The sequence below is a fragment of the Planctopirus limnophila DSM 3776 genome (assembly GCF_000092105.1).
GTDB lineage: Bacteria > Planctomycetota > Planctomycetia > Planctomycetales > Planctomycetaceae > Planctopirus > Planctopirus limnophila.
The window spans coordinates 1,093,837-1,111,540 of sequence record NC_014148.1; the positions used below are offsets into that span (position 1 = coordinate 1,093,837).

Here is a 17,704-nt window from a genome sequence, read left to right on the forward strand (position 1 = left end):
TGGCAAAGTTTGTCGGTTAGTAAAGAATTAAGGATGTTGTGGATTGTACCAGTCGAGCGTGATGTTCGTGTTGCAGAGGATCGAAAAGGAATAGCGTCGGCTACGGTCGCAAAAAACTGCCGGTCGATGAAATTTCCCAGTGCGAAGCGTCGATGGACAACCGACCTGCCAACTCTGCCACAGATACACCTTGCCGGACTTTCTGATGACTTTACACACGGAGGCCTTGCGAACAATGTCCCAAGTTTTGACCCGCCTATCGAGGCGAGAAAACCGTGCCTGGAGAGGTGTTCTTTCTGTCGGCGCCATGACTGGCCTGGCGATGGGAAGCTGGGCGTTTGGCAATCAGGATCCTGCTCCCGAAGGTTTGCGAGGCATTCTGCCGAACACTGTACCTTCCCGTTTGAGCAGTGACGTTCTCGATGAACTGGGAACCAACTGGGCCAAGTGGAGCGAGAACACCACGGCCGCCGTGGAAAAATTCTTCCAGCTTGAAGGCGATATCGCTGCCCAGAAGGCCGCGCTGGATGAGCTCAAAGCCAGGCTCGCGATTGTCGATAAGTCGCTGGCTGATCCCCGTTATCGCACGATTTTTGGACCACTTTCGACACTCAAAGGCTCGTTGAGCCGCACGATCGAATTCTCAGATGCAATTCTCGAATCGTTAGCACTCGATCCCGTCAAGGTTCGTCTCGAAACGATTGCATCCAAGAAGGCTGAATCTGTTAAGGCTCTGGAGGCTCTTCAGGCCGCTCTGGATAAAATTCCAGGTGGTAAGGCGTGGCTCCCGTTTGTCCGTGGTGAAGAACTCGCCAAGGCTATGGCTGGAGATGACGAAGCTGCTGCCACAGCGGCTGCCAAGGCCACAATCGAACGTCTTGACGGTGTCGCCAAGATTGAAAACGAAGCCCAGAAGGCATTTTTATCACGGCCCGAGTTTGTCGCGCTGAAAGCTGCACTCGAAGGATATGTGGCTGCGATCAATGCTCCGGTTGACGAAACTTCGAAAGAAAAAATTCGTACCGTGATTGCACAACTCGCTGCCGCAGCCAGGAATGCCGAGGATAATCCGACCTCTGCGAATGCGGCAGCTCTGCGAGTAGCCATCAAGAGCGTGAAAGAAACTGTGCCTGGTGGTGGTGCCGCCTTGCTGGCTGTCGTTCAGAAAAACTTCCTGAACTACAACCTGAGGCTGGTGGCCAGCGAGACGTTCCTTTCGAAGCTGATGTCCGATGCACGGACCGAATCGGGCGGTGTCCGCGACTTTATTCTCGGAGCGAACGTCGGTGGTTACCAGACGACATCGACCGTGGTGGGTGTCAACCTGAAGCCCTCGCCGAACTCTGTGCGATTCGATCTGACACTCAACGGAACTGTGCAGTCGAATACCACGGGTGTCACCAGTGAAGCCACAGTGAACACCTATGGTTACCACACCTTCTACGCCACGAAAGACGTCAACTTTGATGGTGAAAAGTTCACCACAGCACCCGCGTTAATCAGCGTTCGCCCGAACAACACGACGACAGGGATCTCCACTCGTTACAGTGGTTCGTTACTGTTTGGTAACTATGCTGACCGAGTTGCTGCGGGTGAAGTGGCTTCCCGCCGTCCACAGGCCGAAGCCATTGCTGCCCAGCGTGTGCGTGAACGTGTGCTGCCTCGCTTCAATCAGGAAGCCGACGTCGCCATGAAGGACGCTGGTGCGAAGTTGGAAAACGAACTGTTCGCCGGCCTCAAGAAAGTCAACCTCTTCCCGGATGCCAAAGTCTATCAGACCAGCGAAACCGATTTGAAGCTTTCGAGTCGTTTGATGACAGCGGAAGAGATTGGCGGGAATGTTCCTCCTCCGAACTTCCTGACGGCCACCACAGGTGCCACCATTCTACTGCATGAATCGCTGCTCAATAACTCGATTGACCGAATGGGCTTTGCCGGAAAGACCTTTACGGAAGAAGAGTTCCGCAAGGAGATTCAGACGTTTTTGAGCACAGCTCTAGGTCGCGAGATTGTATTGAAGGATCGCCCACGAGCCGAAGGCGAAATGCCCAGCAAGAATTCGTTTGTCTTCGCCAAGGAAGACCCCATCCGCTTTAAGGCCGCTTCAGGTGGTTTAACTCTCACCTTGAGGACCGGTTTCAAATCGGATGACCGGGAAGACATCCCTGTTTCTGAGATCACAGTGCCACTCAATTTCACGGTGGCGGGTCCGGAAATCACCGTCACTCGCGGGACTATTGCCGTGGCTGATGTGGAAGGCGATCTGGGGATTGCTACGAAGGGTGTGATTCGCAAGAAGATTCAGGACGCTTTGCCAGATCGCACTGTGGAAAGCAAGTTCAAGATTGATGGCCCCAAAAAGACCGTCTTTGCAAACGTCACCAAGCTGGCTGTGGTCGATGGCTGGGTGATCGTCGATGTGCAGTAAAGATGGTTGTTGAGCCTGGCTGATTGCCGGGATCATCGCGTGTTCTATCGAGAGGCAGCCTGTCACAGGCTGCCTCTCTTTTTATTCCTGCACTGGGTTTGATCCAGTGAGATCGTTTTCAGTAATACGGATTGCAATAATCAATTGCGCTCTTTGGTATAGGGTGGCTGGGGTTGAGCGTCTTCGCGAACCCCCAGGTCGTGCCGAAAATTGCTGGGGGTTCGAAGACTCAACCCCAGCCACCCGCCGCAATCAGCGATGAGTGTCAAAAACAGGGCGTTGAGGCATGCTTGCCCAGAGCTGCAAGCAGGGCACTTGAAGCGAGATTGTTTCAATGAAAGCGTATGAGTTGTCTGTCAGTGGTGAGCTCAACCAAAAACAAAAAGCCCGTCTCTCATGAGACAGGCTTTAGAAATTCGCGTGTGTGGTCGGTTGAATGCTGAGGATTCAAACCCGAATTCATTGCAGGACTAGGAGCTCATCACTCGCTGCAGCTTGGCACGGCGATCTGCACGACGACGTGTGCGACGCTTGGTTTCGCTGGGCTTTTCGTAGAATTCGCGGCGGCGCATTTCCTTCTTGATACCAGCATGCTCAACCAGTTTACGGAATCGCTTGACAGCATCATTGATCGACTCATTTTCGCGCAACCGCAGCTTTACCACGAAAAAACTCCTTCATTCTGTGTCTGCATCGGAATGGCCCTGTATGGGTGAAACCATCGGAAAAGCCCGCTAGGCTGCCACTTTGTAGCAAGTAAATGTAATCGATGGAAAACGATTCGCCAACTGTCCGAAGCACGAAATCGTGGCCTTGACCGTAATTTATGGTAGAAAACAACTTACGAACTCCAACAGACCTCCAGTTGGTAAGTTTCGTCAACAAAATGCAGGGCAAACGTATGGCTTTTTCTTGTCGAAACAGATCCTCCGCTGGTTGATCAGCTTTTGCCGGATTTACCGGTTCAGCAGAACTTACCTGGAACATGCTTTTCGGGCCCAGGAACTGACAATCAATGCCCTGAGGCTGTGCTGTTGACTTGCGGCGACCTGATCTGGCGATATACTCGCCAGACCTGTCAGCCAGCTTACTTTGTGATTTGTGCCTCAAACGGGAAGAGCAGAATTCTTCCTGGCAACACAGTTACAAGAAGCTGACAGAAACAACGCAGTTTTCATCGATTGCCGTAATGCCCAGGTGGCGGAACTGGCAGACGCGCTAGGTTGAGGGCCTAGTGGGGTAACTCCCGTGCAGGTTCGATTCCTGTCCTGGGCACTTGATGAAACCTGAAGTTCGATTTGCAGAAGTCCGGCTGACTCGATGAGTGAGCCGGACTTCTGCTTTTTATGCCATGGCGTCGTGAGGATTTCTCAAGCTGCTCACGCCAGTATTGATGGTGAGGTTTTCTCCAAAAGGTGGCAGTTAGCGAATCTCGAACACCCCGGCACTATTCGCCATCAGGGCGATTGAGAATACAAAATCTATGGTTCCGGAATCTTCATGAAGATTGGCCACCATCGCTTTTCCCGACCAAACCGTGGCCCGCTGAGTGGTCTTCTGCTCCAATCCAAGGGACAATCTCAAACTTGAACCTGATAAGACGTTTGTCGTTTTCTCCTGGCGATGTCTGACCAACCCGAACATTACAGCGATTAAGGATCACGGCTCATGACGGAAACTCGCATCGAAACAGATTCCATGGGTGAAGTTCATGTCCCTGCCAAAGCCTACTACAGTGCTCAGACTCAGCGGGCGATTGAGAACTTCCCTGTTTCTGGCTGGACGTTGCACCCGGAACTGATTCGAGCCATGGGCTGGGTCAAGTATGCCTGTGGCGTGGCCAATCGAGATCTTGGCAAGCTCACTCACTCGGGAAAGAACAAGCTGACCGACCAGCAAGTGCAGTTCATGCTCGATGCGGCACTGGAAGTGGCCCATGGGAAATGGGATGGCGAGTTCCCGATTGATGTCTTCCAGACAGGTTCTGGAACTTCGAGTAATATGAACGTCAATGAGGTCATTTCCAACCGCGCCATTGAGCTGGCTGGTGGCGATCGATTTGAGGCGAAAAAGCCAATTCACCCCAATGATCACGTCAATATGGGGCAGTCGACGAATTGCACCTTCCCGACGGCCATCCATGTGGCTGTGGCTCATTCGATCAAAACTCAACTGATTCCTGCGCTGAAGAATCTGGCGAATACGCTCGCTGAGAAGGCCAAGGCCTGGGATAAAGTTCTGAAAATTGGCCGCACACATCTGGCGGATGCGACACCGATTCGGCTGGGTCAGGAATTCAGTGGTTTTGCCCGCCAGCTTGAGCTTTCCGTTCAGAGGGCTCAGCAGGCTATGGCAGCCGTGATGGAACTTCCGGTGGGTGGTACTGCTGTCGGAACGGGAATCAACACACACCCTGAGTTCAGCAGTCGAGTCTGTGCCGTTTTGGCCAAAGAGCTGGGTATTCCCTTTATCGAAGCTGTGAACCATTTTGAGGCCAATGCCCAGCGCGATGGTTTGGTTGAGTGTCATGGCCATTTGCGGGCGATTGCCGTCACGCTCTTCAATGTCGCCAACAATATTCGCTGGCTCGGTTCGGGCCCACGGTGCGGTTTTTATGAAGTGATCCTGGCTGATCTTCAGCCGGGAAGCTCGATCATGCCCGGGAAGGTGAACCCGGTCATGTGTGAGAGCCTGATGCAGGTGGCGGCCCTGGTGATGGGAAATGACCAGACGGTGGCAATCAGTGGTGCCACAGGTGGAAACTTCCAATTGAATATTATGATGCCGGTGATGGGGCAGACGACGGTCGGGAGTGTGGTGGTGATGGCTGGCGGTGTCAAAGCCTTTGATGATCTCTGCGCCAAACTGATGGAGGCCAATCCTGAAGCTTGCGAAGCCTCCATCGAAAAAAGTCTCGCCATGGTCACCAGCCTTAATCCATACATTGGCTACGAGAAGGCGGCACAACTGGCGAAAGAAGCCTTTAAAACCGGAAAAACCATTCGGCAATTGTGCCTCGAACAGAAGATTCTTTCCGAGGAACAACTCACTGAGGCTCTCGACCCTTACAGCATGACTGAGCCTCATGCCTGATCTCGAACTCGATTGATACGTCGAACTCAACAAATGCGGCCCGATCATACCTGATCAGGCCGCATTTGTGTTTGCGTCAACATGGAAGTTCAAACCGAGATCCTTATGCCGCCATGGCAGAGAGCATCTCTTCCGCGACAGCATGGATGTGTTCGGCCGTCAGGCGGGCGAGGTTTTCTGAGTAACCGACCAGCAGTGCGAAATCACACAAGCGGTTGATTCTGCGAGGAACTCCTGCCGAGAGGAGATGAATGGCCTGCAGGGCATCGGTAGAGAACACGTTCGCGCGACACCCGGCGGCAGCCATCCGTCCGGTGACGTACTGGGTCGTTTCTTCCAGCGAGAGTGGTAAGAGCAGGCATTTGAAGGCCATCCGCTCGTCCAGTGGTCTCATCCGTTTGATCGCGCTGACCAGTTCGAGCTGGCCGGCAAAAATTGTGACGAGTTCCATCTTCCCCGGCTGAGAAAAATTCATCAGCGACTGAATCACTCCAAAGACTCGCCGGTCTTCGATCAACTGGGCGTCATCAAAGAGAAGAATCGTTTTGGTGCCTGCGGCTGTCAGAGATGTCAGGTGCTGCTCGATCACTTGCAGGCTGGAATCTGCAGTGCCGGGACGATGGTCTCCGGTAGATGCATGGACGAGTTTGGAGGCAATATATCCCAGAAGTTCGGAGGGTGTCAGTTGTGGGAAAAGCACGGGGACAAAGCGGTATCTGGCTGTACCACTCTCTGAGTTCTTTGAGTTTTCATCAGCCTGTAACTCACGAGAGAGCATTTCCAGAACGGTTGTTTTTCCTAATCCTGGCTGGCCGGCCAGCAGGCCCGCCCCTTTCGACGTCTCGATCAGATAACGAAGCTTCAGCAGTGCGGCTTGATGTGAGCGACTCCCGAGAAATCCAGACGTGGGAAGTTCTCCACCAAATGGCGGCCGGGTTAATCCCCAATGAGATTCGTACATGTTGTTGACCTGTCAAAACAAATTCACTCTGCAAACCTGCACTTACGGGGCAAGGTTTACAGGTGCTGCACTCTGGGAATAAGGGACGACTTCGACCCATGATTTTGTGGGAGAAGTTTCAGCGGAACGATCTGGCGAGAAAGCCATGGGCGGTTGTGGATCTGTTTCAATGGGCTCAATCTCGCCAGCAAACCAGACGGCCTGCTGGGAGACGGGCATTGTGGCTGACGAGTTGAAAGACGCGGGCTCAATCGTCTCTGTGCGGTCATTTTCATGCACCGAGTGGAGCGCGACTGTCACGTGAGCGGCGTCAGAGGATTCAAGCTTGCCAGCGTTGGGGTTTGATCGAGGGACAGGCACGAGCGCCTGCGGTGGATCTCCTCGTTCGAGTGAGCCGAGCAGGGCGTCAATCCCGGTGGATGAGTCTTCCTGATCGACGACGGCTGGAGACGGTGTCGCCCACCACAAGCCTATGGCGGCACAAGGCAAGGCCATCAAAGCCAGAATCACGGCAGAAGTGATGATACGCAGTCGACTTTGGGCATACAGGCCGGAAAAGAAGGCCATCGTCGACTCCCGATCAAGTGATTCAATGGCCAGGCCATGCCTGGACTACTACCTGTGTCACCTATCGGTTCGATGATGGAGTCGAGTTTAACGATTTTTCTGGTTTTGACGAAGGAGGAGTTAGAAGTTAGAAGTTGGAAGTTGGAAGTTGGAAGGGGTGGAGTTCCCGAGCACTCTGTTCGCCAATTTCTAATTGAGCTTCTCAAGACTCGATTAGAACGAAAAGAGGTACTGACCATGGTCAGTACCTCTTAGAATTCAGCGTCGCAGCAGGTTGTGAGGACTGGGCGATCACGCAATGCCATTTTGTGAGCCCTACACAAACTCACTGCGTGTGGTTCTTGACGAACTACTCAGCGGCGGGTGCCTGTGCTGCGGCAGATTTGGCGGCGAGTGCTTTGTTGAGCGAAATTGTGAGTCGCGATTTATCGCGGGCGGCTTTGTTTTTGTGGATCAGGCCGCGAGCTGCCATCTGATCAATCTTCTTAATCGCCACGCGCAACTGAGTGGTGGCATCATCCACAGGGCCGCCGGTGACAACAGCTGTGAACGTCAGGCGTGTCTTTTTCACTGTCGTACGCAGTACAGAACGCAGAACTCGATTGGCGGCTCGTCGCTTTAACTGTTTGCGAAGAGATCGTCTTGCACCGTCGCTGTTTGGCATAACTACTGAACCAGATTGACGTTAAGTTGCATTAAAAATGCTTGCCATAAACACTTTTCAAGAGACAAGCACCCAAAGAGAACTGGGAGTTTATCGCCTGTTCTCTGGTATTTCCAGTCAATCGCCCTGCGATTCGAGTTCCTCAAGTCACTTCGCTGCAAATAATTGCGGGTGTTATTCATTCAACAAAGTCTGGAGAGCTTAGTCTCACAATTCTGCCGGATTGTTGTCTACAATGTGAGCGTGCGAATCCGTTGGTAATTCAGTGTCACGAGAGCGAGTTATTTGCGCGATCCAGTGAATCTCAAGACATCTCGATCCTCGGACAATCCTGCCACGGGGAGTTGTGGCGAGATGAAAAACCCTGTCTGAAAATGAACCAGCACGACATCCTCGCTTCCGTTACCATCGAAGGCTCGCAGCGACCCGCAATCAAAGTTCTCAGGAATTGGAATGAACGGCTACGCACTCTGGTCAATCCTGTTGCTGATCTTTGGTTTGACCACATTAATTGCTGAAGTCTTCATTCCCTCTGGCGGGGCACTAGCAGTCATTACTGTCCTGGCGATTGTGGGCTCGTTGATTTTTTCGGCCATGGCGTGGCTGTGGGCGGCACCACTCGTTTTCGCGGCTCATTTTGCTCTCGTTCTGGTGCTGGTGCCGCTCTGCCTGCTGGGGGCTCTTGAAATTCTCCCGAGAACACGAGCTGGTAAGCGGATGATTCTGCAAGGGCCGGATGGTGATCGATTGAAAGCGCCACAGGCATCGACGGACGAAAAACTGGCTTCTCTGGTGGGACGCCAAGGGTTGGCTAGAACAGCATTATCGCCAGGTGGATCAGTAATGATCGACGACGTTCGCTACTCGGCCATTTCCGGAGAATCGTTGATTGACCCAGGTTCCCCGATTGTCGTCACGGGTTTACGTGGATCGACGCTGATTGTTTCCCCTTTAGCAAAGGAATTGGTGACGACCCAGCTCCCGGCTGGTTCACCAGCTCAATCCCTCCCGCCTGAAACGGATCAAAGGACGAATCTTCGGGAGGATCAAGTTTTTCCAGCAACGGAGCCCGGATCATCGACAATTCAGGAGGCTCAGTTGCCAAACCCTGAAACCTCGCCGTCCTTTCCACAGCCTTCTCCTGTGGTGGAGCTCGATCCATTCGCTCAACTGGCTGACGATCCTGATAACATCGCCTCAGATAACACGAAAGCGGTTTGAGTTTTATCGACGACTGCAAATGCTCACACTCTGGGGCAAGAGCACGGAATCAGGTCGCCTCGGCAGGCAATCCCATGTCGACGGGAGTGAAACATCCCTTTGTGAAGAAGAGATGAGATCTATTGGCTTGGCTCTAGAAAACGATTCACTCCTTGATTTGTGCTTCTCGTAAGGTTAGACCGTAGGAAATCAAGTGGGTTCGTACTGCTGCTCCCGAGTGAGAATGAAGCGTTAAAGGGACTGATCTGATGCGGCAGAGTTTTCGTTGTGAATTCTGAGAGGCCTCATCAGAAAGTTGCTGTTGTCGCATTTTCGTCAGACTTTCAACTTCCGTAAAAAACATCCATTTCTGACCCGAGTTTGAGGTTCGCATGCTAGGTGATTTTGCGGCTGATTCTGGATTCTTGCTGGCCCAGAACCGAACGACGGGGATTGTCATTGGTGTGACAGCCGTCGTTGTCATATTCGGTCTGATTCTGACTTACCTGCTGATTCGTTTTTTCAGCCTCTGGATTCAGTGCAAGTTGACGGGCGTTGGGATTGGTATGTTCCAACTTGTCACGATGTCGATCCGTAAGGTTGATCCCGATGTCATCGTGCGGGCCAAGATTATGGCCGTGCAATCTGGGATGACAGAGATCTATCCCATCACGACTCGCGATCTCGAGGCCCATTACCTCTCACGAGGGAATGTGTTGAATGTCATCAAAGCCATGGTGGCAGCATATCGCGCCAAGATTGAATTGAGTTGGCAGACCGCTCAGGCGATTGATCTTGCCGGACGTGATCTGCTGGAAGCTGTTCGCACCAGTGTCTATCCCAAAATCATCGATTGTCCTGATCCACGCAAAGGTTCGAACACACTCGACGCTGTGGCTCAGGATGGGATTCAGTTGAAAGCGCGAGCCCGAGTGACTGTGCGTACAAATCTCCAGCAACTAATTGGTGGTGCCACCGAAGAAACGATTATTGCTCGTGTGGGGCAGGGGATTGTGCGGGCGATTGGCTCGACCGAAAACTACAAAAAAGTTCTGGAGAATCCCGACCGTATATCACAAACAGTGCTGGAACTGGGACTCGAAGCGAATACGGCTTTTGAAATTGTCTCCATCGACATTGCTGATATCGATGTGGGCGAGAATGTCGGTGCTCGGCTGTCTGCTGATCAGGCTGAAGCTGACATGCGTGTCGCTCAGGCGAATGCTGAGCAACGACGTGCGGAGTTTACGGCTCGCGAACAGGAAATGATTGCTGAAGTCCAGGCCAATCGAGCGGAAGTTGTTCTGGCAGAAGCGGAAGTTCCTAAAGCGGTTGCCGAAGCTTTCCAGAACGGCGCATTGGGGCTGCTCGATTACTACGAATTGAAAAACGTCCAGGCGGATACTCAGATGCGATCTGCTATTGCCGGGCAATCTGTCACACAGAGATAATGTTGATTTGCTCTGTTAACACTCATCACGATCCTGTTTGAGTGTGGTGTTCGTGAGAGCTGGAGACCGGGGAATCAGACCCGGTTGATCGATTGAGTCATGATGAGGGCAGGCCGATGTTCACACCGGGCGATTTCTTGCTGGCTCCCTCGTTAGGGATTGATGCCGGGCAGATTGTCGGTTTGCTGGTGCTCCTGTTTACTGTCCTGAGTTGGGTCGTCAATGCGATTCAGGGTGCCCAGAAGGCGATGGCTGAAAAGCAGGCGAAAGAGAAGTTTCGCACGCCTCCCAAAGACAACGCTTCCACCAAAATAGAAGAATTTCTTCGAGAAGCCAACGAGAAGCTTTCGGGGGGGGATCAGGAGCGAACTCAACGACGTGCGGAAGAAGCCCGTCGCCGGCAGGAAGCTCTGCAGCGAAAAACTGCCAAAGAGCAACAAAAACAGCAGAAAAAACCTAAGGATTCGACTGCTCGACCACAAGGTAGCAGCATTGGTGGGAAAGGACTTGCGAATCCATCGAACCGCCCATTTGCGAACACGGCTCCTTCGTCGAACCCGAGTTCATTTCCCAGTTCCTCTGGAGCACTCAATCTCAATGAGCCTGTGGGAACTGCAAATTCAGCCAGCATGTCCGGTACTGCGTCTCAGACGGCGAACCCATCGCAATTTGGTGAGCTGGGGATGATGGCCGGAGGGACTGCTGGTAATCAGACGGGGAATCTGGCTGACCCCGGGCGAATGTCTGCAGCGACGGGGCCGCACCCGATTATTGAAATGCTGAAACGTCCCGGCGGTGCAGCACAGGCCGTCCTCATCAATGAAATTCTCTCGCGTCCCAGGTCGCTTCGATAGCCCCAGGTTACTCTGCTCACAGAGTATCAGACTGGGAATAATCGACAGGTCGCTGGTCTTGGCTGATGCATCAACGTGGTGGTTTAAATCGCCAGTGATGACTTTAGACGCTTGCGAGAGATCTGTGATGCTGAGAGAGGTTTGTCAGGCATGCTTGCTCAAAGCTGCAAGCATGGCACGAAGGACACCACATGAGCCCGACATCTATAAACAGCGTACTACGGGCGGATGGCTGGGGTTGAGTCTTCGAAGCCCCAGCGATTATCGGCACGAACTGGGGGTTCGCGAAGACGCTCAACCCCAGCCACCCCATGCCAAGGAGCGCGATTAAATCCCTGAATCCATCGAGTTGCGGATGGCTGCTATGTGCCATCGCTGCTTTTGGTCAAAGGACGGGAAGGTGGTGGCAATTCGCTGGTGGGAAGCGTCTCATTGCGGGATTCGGCAGGTGCTGTGGAATCGGAAGTTGATTGGGCTGGCAAAGTTGTCTGATTCGAAGCTGGCTTGAGTGAGCCCAAATCAAAGGGGACAGCCCGAATCTTCCAGCCACTTCGATTCTCATCCGTTGACAGCGAGTGACTTACTTTTCCACTGGTCGAATCTTTGGTTTCGGGAACAGCGAGAAGTTTGTCATTCTGAGGCGAAGTGCTGGAGAGCGAACGATCCTGCACGTTTTCCACCTTCAGGGCGGAGGCCGGTGCCAGAATCGAAATTGCCGACGGAGCCGCATTGAAGCGTTCTGGTTCCTCGCCAGAGTTGAGCGTAGGACGAGTGATTGTTCCCGAGACATTTAACGATCGCAGCCGGGCCTGCTGCTCTCGAATGTCTTCAATTGTCGGTACAGGGAGTTGCCCGGCGGGGCTCATGTTCTGAGTGGTCGTGGCGGGTTTGAGTGGCGTAGGTGCCGGTTCAGCGGGTGTCACCTGGACTGGCGCAGGAGTGGGGACTACGGCTGGTGGCAATACCACTGGTGCAGTACCAGGTATCACTGGGGAACTGGCACTGGCAGGCCCGGTCTCGGTACTCGATTTGTCTGGAGAGTTTGATTTGATTTCCGTCGCTGGAAGAGTGTTCTGATCAGGCCCAGGTTTCGTGGCAGGCACAGCACCCGGGGTGGCGGTGATCCCTGGTAGCATTGCGGAAGGCTGGGGATCGTTCGCTGGTTTTGATTCAGGAGTGGGTTCGGCAACAGGCTTAGGCCAGACCCGACTGTGATAAATCCGCAAAGCATTCAAAGAGTGATAGAGTGGTCCGCAGTCCGAAGGAGCTTTGCGATTGTCAATCATATCCTTGGAGAGCACGGTCACGGCATTTCGCACCCACTGTTCGTTGAGCCTTTCGGCTGGTAGTGCGGCTGCCAAAAATTCCAGAGTATGCCCGGTGGTATTCAATCGGGAATTGAGATCGGTCGAGTAGCCTGGGCCTTGATAGAACTTACTCGAAAAGGTGCCATCCGGATTCTGCATGGAGCGGGCCGTCTCGGTGTATCGTTTGATCTTGTAATCGGCTTCAAACCAGACTCCGTTCAGGGGCAGGCCTTCCTTGATGTGCTTGTCTCGGGCACGCGCCAGCGCGAACAAGCCGTGGTTCCCTCCGCAAGCCCCCTTTTCAACGGCGGCTGCATTCTGGATCTGCACCAGTCGTTCGATACTCCACGGCTCGTTTCGTGCATTGGCCCACTGAGTCGTGGTGGGGTAATAGTGAACCAGAGCCCACAGCACCCACGTGATTTCTTCACGGTCGTTGACATCGCGCATGCTCGTCTGCAGCATCTCGGTGATCGTGACATCCCGAGTGGGGGTCTTGAAGGCGAAGGTGGGCGGTAGATCGGATTCCGACAGCAAGGCGAGGAATTGTGATGGGTGACCTTCAAAGGCATAGGCGCGTGTGAAGGGATGAAACTTCCCGCCATTAGGCGTAATCAGGATCCAGGGTTTACCATCAAACTGGGGATTCGAACTGGCGATCCAGGAAATGGCCGAGACCTTCTCGTTACCCAGTTTGAGTTGAAATGATTCGTGAAGTGCCAGGATCCCATGGAAAATCTGCCACGGCGTATGCACGTTAGCCGTCAGATATCGCTGACTCGTGACCTGAATGGCTGTCGAAACCTGCTGATAAAGCGGATCGCTCAAAGGATCATTCGCAGGAAAGGGCGGTGCGGGGACCATAAAGGTTCTGGGCGCTACCGCGGCAGGAGGTGTTACGACTCCACTTCCCGCCGGTGAACTGGCACCTGCCGAAGTTCCCCCCGTGGCAGGATTCACAGGAGTCGCAACTCCCGTGGGGTTCGCACCTGGTGGCAGAGACGATGGCCCGGTGATCGCACCTGTCTGAGCGTGGACAGACGACAACATCCCCAGCGAAAGCAATCCGCAGGCCAGCGCCCTTTTCAGGAAGTGCATTCGAAGTATTCCTTGACGACGAACTCGGATCGCTGTGCCCGCAGATACGCACCACATACGTTTTCAAGCCTTTGTACAGGAAAGACTGACTGCAGCATCCAAGCTGACTTCGAACAAATGCCTGATGGCCAAAGGTCTTCTCCAAGGAGAGCTTCCTTCAGGCCATTATCATGCGTCAACTTTCCATCAACGCTGTCTTATTTGAATATCTGAGAGATATGACCGGCCAAATCGGCCGAACGTCTCAAAGATGTTTTTCAATCAATCCCTGAGAGTTCTGCCCTATACGCGACTTTTCGGCAGGATCATGAGGGTGGATTGAACAGGAATCGAACTCGAATTGAAACGTTAACATGGCCAGTTCCACACTTCAGCATCAATCATGCAAAAGCTGCTTCCCTCAGGCGTACTATTGCAAAAAACTCTGACAATTGCCCATTTCAATGCATGAACTGCCGATCTTTCATTAGCCCAGTTCACGACACTTCAGCCACTTCGATTTAATTTTTGCAACCAATGATTTGCCAGGGCATGTATTCCGCGTCATGAGCCGCTCGACATGTTGAAGAGAATTGGGGTGACAATCACTTTGCGTAGTTGTCCCATATTCTCAACTTCCAGTTCTGTCGGTTCTGTCATCTGGTCGGCAGTTTGTCTCCATTTTTGAATGGATCCCACGGGTTGACGAGCCACCGTGTAGATCCAATCTCCGGGAACCAAACCTGCTGTGGCTGCTGGCGAAAAAGGGATGACATCTGTGACTCCCACTATTTGAGGCATGGCGGAATCTGAGCGAGTGGCGACACCGACGCGGATCGCGGAACCCGCCAGATGAAGATTGACCTCTCGCTGAGTCCCATCGGGTTTCCTGAGTATGACAGGGACGACGGGCGGAGCTGTCACCACGAGAGATTTCAGTCGTGGTGTGTTCAATTCGGTAAATGGGCCGAATGAAATCATCCGCTCGCCGACTTCAATACCAGCCAGCGCAGCCGGAGAGCCGGGACGCACATAATCGATCAATATTTCGCCCTGCTCGGCCGGTTCGTTTTTCCAGGTGAGCCCGAGTCTTGGAGGAGTCGCTGCCAGAGGAGTGACATACTGGATACCCCTTTGGCTTTCCTGGAAAACTTCATTTCGAAAAGCTGGGAGGGAGTCCTGATTTCCCAAAGCCAGCACTGCTCGAAAGATCCAGCGGGATATCCGCTCGATGCCTTCAAAATCAAGTCGATCGGCATCGTCTGTGGGGCGGTGATAGTCTTCGTGCAGCTCTGTATCGACCTGCAAGGCCGGGATCCGGCGGCTGTAAAATGGCCAGTGATCGGAATCGGAATTGACTGTGTCATCAAACTTGATGCGCAGCTTCGAACTCTGATTGGCCCGGGCGAGGATCTCGCGAAACCCTGCCATCGAACGCCACCCTTGTACCTTGACGGTATCGTTGCGTAAACGTCCCACCATATCGGTATTGATCACCGCTCGAATTCGATCTGTGCGAACTAAGCCGCTGTTAATCCAATGAGTCGAGCCGATCAGGCCGTTTTCTTCTGAATCCCAAAAGGCAATGATGACCGTACGCCTTAGTGGTGGGTGTGCATCCAGAGCACGGGCCATACTCAACAGCAGTGATGTGCCGCTGGCGTTATCGTCGGCTCCGTTGTGGATCTGTCCCACGCCACCCCGGCTGTTGTTCACATTCCCATAACCCACATGATCGAAATGGGCTCCCAGGAGAATCACTTCCTCTCGCAACGCGGGATCACTGCCGGTTTTCTTCGCGAGAATGTTGCGGCAGTTATTCCCGAATTCCTGATACCACTGATATGTGCCGGCTGGTTCAAGAGCGGTTTTCTTGAGTTCGGTTACCAGGTAAGCCGCCGCTGCCTGACCGCCACGACTTCCCGCCTGACGGCCTTCTAATGCATCGCTGGCCAGAACTCCGACCGTTTGCCGGATGGCATCGCGATGAATCAGACTTTCCGCGGACAGGCTTTCGGCTGAAGAGGCGGATGAGTGAGTTTTGCTGTTGAGTGCTGCGTTGGCTTCAGCATTGGCGGCTGTCAGTATGTCTGGCTTCTGGAGAACTTCTGCTGGAGAGACCTGTGCTTCGGCAGCATGCAGCGTTTGATCGTTACCTGGCCCAATACAGGCGATGAGTGTCAGCAGGCACAGCCACAGCTTGAGTGAGGGTGCATGTTCGCATCTCCGGTCATGGCTCAAGCCGCAGCGTTTCTGATCACTGTCACTTACTGGAAATCCGAAATTCATGAATGCATGCCCTTGCCGCGACTTGCGGGCCGACGTTTTGAGAATCTCTTCGCTTCGATGTGTCAAATCCCGATGGCAGAAAAGCTTATGCCGAAGCTTCAGGATTCCTGCCAGCCTTGAAGGTTGACTGTAACAATAAACCCGGAAATGACTTACAAAGAATTCGCAGCGAGGTGGGGCGACAGTTGCAAACTTTGTCGCTGCTGCGATAATGCTTAATTACTAAGCAATGCAGAGATTTTGAAAAAGAAATGTCTGCCACATCGAAGCGTTTCTGAAAATTGTTCAGAGACGGGCCTGATTGATCAGGTCTCCCAACGAGAGGAAATGAATGGCCCAGTACACCAAAACCGAAATCAAGAAGCTTCGCAAGAAGCGTCAGCGTCTCAAGAAGAAGCTCAAGTGCCGCTTCTGTCCGGATGGCTGCGATAAGCCACCACGTCCGATCTTTGTCGATTACAAAGATCTCAAGACACTCCGCGCAATGATTGACCGCGAAGGCAATCTGCTCGCTCGCCGCAAGACGGGTACCTGCGTGAAGTATCAGCGTGTGGTGCGTGATGCAGTTCTGCGGGCTCGCTTCATGGGACTTCTCCCCTACGTGGCTGAAGAGTAAGGCCCTACGCGGCTGAAGAGTAAAGAGATATTCAAAGGGCTGCTGGATGACTTCCAGCAGCCCTTTTTCTGTTTGATCACGATTAGGGACCATGATTTTTGACTAGCCACTGATACGGTTCCCAGGAAACAACGGCGCGTTGTTGGTCGCGAAGGCATGCTTGCCCAGAGCTGCAAGCATGGCACACAGAGCGATATTTTTTCATAGAAAGCATATGAGCAGTCTTCGGGTCGGAAGATGCCCGGCGAACTGTCCCTGACATGCTGATCGATCAGGGATGAACCCATTCCTGACTGCCATCGGACCAGTTCTCTTTCTTCCAGATGGGGACACGCCGCTTCAACTCATCAATAACGTATTGCCCTGCCGCAAAGGCGGAATCTCGATGAGGAGCAGAGACCGCGACTCCCACGCTGATTTCGCCCAACGTCAGGTGGCCGAGCCGATGGATGGTCTCGATCTTCGCCAATATCCACTTTTCGCGGGCCTCGGCTTCAATTCGCTCCATCTCGGCAATCGCCATGGGTGCGAATGCTTCGTAATCGAGAGCCAGGGTCTGTCGCTGATTCGTAAACTCCCGCACGGTTCCCAGAAACAGGATCACGGCCCCCGCTTGTGTTGTCTGGACAGCGCAAAGCAACTGCTGTGAATCAATCGGTTGTTCAGTCAGTTTTGGCATCTTGCTCCTGGTTTTTCCACTGACACAAAGCTGATGAGTTGTGAGATCAGGCCTTCATGATGAAGACGCATAAAACGCGAGAGGCTCACCCACCACTCACGGGTGGAAAACAGGCGACCGGCTCGCCGGGTTGAACCACGGTATTTTCATCTGCGTACTGAGTCCCGACGGCAAAGAGCAGCTTCGACCCGAGGGAAGCCAGTCGCGGAAATCGAGTCATGAGAGCGTGCTGAACATCTGCGATTGTGACAGGTCGCCCGTCGACAGGAACTTCGAGCGAAACCCTGGCGACATTGGTGAGTTCCCGTGCCAGGGCAAACAATTGCACGTCCACAACCTGTTCATGAATCATCGTGGAATTCATCGGATCACCTCCTGAAGCGGAAATGAAATCTGCTGGCACGGGTCTGGTCGCTGATTGACAACGGGAGACATCACCAACCGATAACAACTTCCATGTGCCGCACCCCGATTTTACTATTCCCGGAAAAGAAGTGGGTAACTTAATCGACGCGGAT

Annotated in this window: 15 protein-coding genes and 1 tRNA gene; 8 read left to right on the forward strand and 8 right to left on the reverse strand. The window is 53.2% G+C overall.

What is annotated here, in order from left to right; genetic code table 11:
- Positions 1–235 precede the first annotated feature (235 nt).
- The gene (locus PLIM_RS04465; protein ID WP_148226972.1) at positions 236–2,428 is read left to right on the forward strand and encodes a hypothetical protein; all 2,193 of its coding nucleotides are present in this window, start codon (positions 236–238) and stop codon (positions 2,426–2,428) included.
- Between the two features lie 470 nt (positions 2,429–2,898).
- On the opposite strand, the gene rpsU is transcribed toward PLIM_RS04465, so the two are convergent.
- Positions 2,899–3,093: a 30S ribosomal protein S21 gene (gene rpsU / locus PLIM_RS04470; RefSeq protein ID WP_013109127.1), complete on the reverse strand. Its 195-nt coding sequence runs from the start codon at positions 3,091–3,093 to the stop codon at positions 2,899–2,901.
- A gap of 526 nt (positions 3,094–3,619) precedes the next feature.
- Here rpsU and PLIM_RS04475 point away from each other — a divergent pair.
- A tRNA-Leu gene (locus PLIM_RS04475) sits at positions 3,620–3,703 on the forward strand.
- A gap of 393 nt (positions 3,704–4,096) precedes the next feature.
- Positions 4,097–5,521, forward strand: coding sequence for a class II fumarate hydratase (locus tag PLIM_RS04480; protein WP_013109128.1), 1,425 nt, complete (start codon positions 4,097–4,099; stop codon positions 5,519–5,521).
- Between the two features lie 103 nt (positions 5,522–5,624).
- Here PLIM_RS04480 and PLIM_RS04485 read toward each other — a convergent pair whose 3' ends face one another.
- From PLIM_RS04485 to rpsT, 3 genes are all read right to left on the reverse strand, one after another.
- Positions 5,625–6,482: an ExeA family protein gene (locus PLIM_RS04485; RefSeq protein ID WP_013109129.1), complete on the reverse strand. Its 858-nt coding sequence runs from the start codon at positions 6,480–6,482 to the stop codon at positions 5,625–5,627.
- 42 nt (positions 6,483–6,524) lie between these two features.
- Positions 6,525–7,049: a hypothetical protein gene (locus PLIM_RS04490; protein ID WP_013109130.1), complete on the reverse strand. Its 525-nt coding sequence runs from the start codon at positions 7,047–7,049 to the stop codon at positions 6,525–6,527.
- 349 nt (positions 7,050–7,398) lie between these two features.
- Positions 7,399–7,713, reverse strand: a complete 315-nt coding sequence (gene rpsT, locus PLIM_RS04495; protein WP_013109131.1) for a 30S ribosomal protein S20 — start codon at positions 7,711–7,713, stop codon at positions 7,399–7,401.
- 453 nt (positions 7,714–8,166) lie between these two features.
- On the opposite strand from rpsT, the gene PLIM_RS04500 reads away from it, so the two are divergent.
- The 4 genes from PLIM_RS04500 to PLIM_RS24345 all read left to right on the forward strand — a co-directional run bounded on the left by PLIM_RS04500 (position 8,167) and on the right by PLIM_RS24345 (position 11,549).
- Positions 8,167–8,934 carry an NfeD family protein gene (locus PLIM_RS04500; RefSeq protein WP_013109132.1) on the forward strand — a complete coding sequence of 256 codons (768 nt, stop codon included), beginning with the start codon at positions 8,167–8,169 and terminating at the stop codon, positions 8,932–8,934.
- Positions 8,935–9,305: 371 nt separating this feature from the next.
- Positions 9,306–10,364, forward strand: a complete 1,059-nt coding sequence (gene floA, locus PLIM_RS04510; protein WP_013109133.1) for a flotillin-like protein FloA — start codon at positions 9,306–9,308, stop codon at positions 10,362–10,364.
- 116 nt (positions 10,365–10,480) lie between these two features.
- Positions 10,481–11,218 (forward strand): hypothetical protein, encoded by a 738-nt coding sequence (locus tag PLIM_RS04515; protein WP_013109134.1) that lies wholly within the window; start codon positions 10,481–10,483, stop codon positions 11,216–11,218.
- Between the two features lie 172 nt (positions 11,219–11,390).
- The gene (locus PLIM_RS24345) at positions 11,391–11,549 is read left to right on the forward strand and encodes a hypothetical protein (RefSeq protein ID WP_155523241.1); all 159 of its coding nucleotides are present in this window, start codon (positions 11,391–11,393) and stop codon (positions 11,547–11,549) included.
- Positions 11,550–11,580: 31 nt separating this feature from the next.
- On the opposite strand, the gene PLIM_RS04520 is transcribed toward PLIM_RS24345, so the two are convergent.
- Together PLIM_RS04520 and PLIM_RS22405 are read right to left on the reverse strand one after the other, a co-directional pair.
- Entirely contained in the window at positions 11,581–13,623 is a 2,043-nt protein-coding gene (locus tag PLIM_RS04520) for a hypothetical protein (RefSeq protein ID WP_013109136.1), read from the reverse strand.
- A 543-nt stretch (positions 13,624–14,166) separates the two neighbouring features.
- Complete coding sequence (locus tag PLIM_RS22405) at positions 14,167–15,891, reverse strand: M28 family peptidase (protein WP_013109137.1); 1,725 nt, start codon at positions 15,889–15,891, stop codon at positions 14,167–14,169.
- A gap of 331 nt (positions 15,892–16,222) precedes the next feature.
- Here PLIM_RS22405 and rpsR point away from each other — a divergent pair, with 331 nt between their 5' ends.
- Positions 16,223–16,507 carry a 30S ribosomal protein S18 gene (gene rpsR, locus PLIM_RS04530; RefSeq protein ID WP_013109138.1) on the forward strand — a complete coding sequence of 95 codons (285 nt, stop codon included), beginning with the start codon at positions 16,223–16,225 and terminating at the stop codon, positions 16,505–16,507.
- A 271-nt stretch (positions 16,508–16,778) separates the two neighbouring features.
- On the opposite strand, the gene PLIM_RS04535 is transcribed toward rpsR, so the two are convergent.
- Together PLIM_RS04535 and PLIM_RS24525 are read right to left on the reverse strand one after the other, a co-directional pair.
- Positions 16,779–17,186, reverse strand: a complete 408-nt coding sequence (locus PLIM_RS04535; RefSeq protein WP_013109139.1) for a molybdenum cofactor biosynthesis protein MoaE — start codon at positions 17,184–17,186, stop codon at positions 16,779–16,781.
- Between the two features lie 85 nt (positions 17,187–17,271).
- Positions 17,272–17,550 carry a MoaD/ThiS family protein gene (locus tag PLIM_RS24525; RefSeq protein ID WP_013109140.1) on the reverse strand — a complete coding sequence of 93 codons (279 nt, stop codon included), beginning with the start codon at positions 17,548–17,550 and terminating at the stop codon, positions 17,272–17,274.
- Positions 17,551–17,704: the final 154 nt, after the last annotated feature.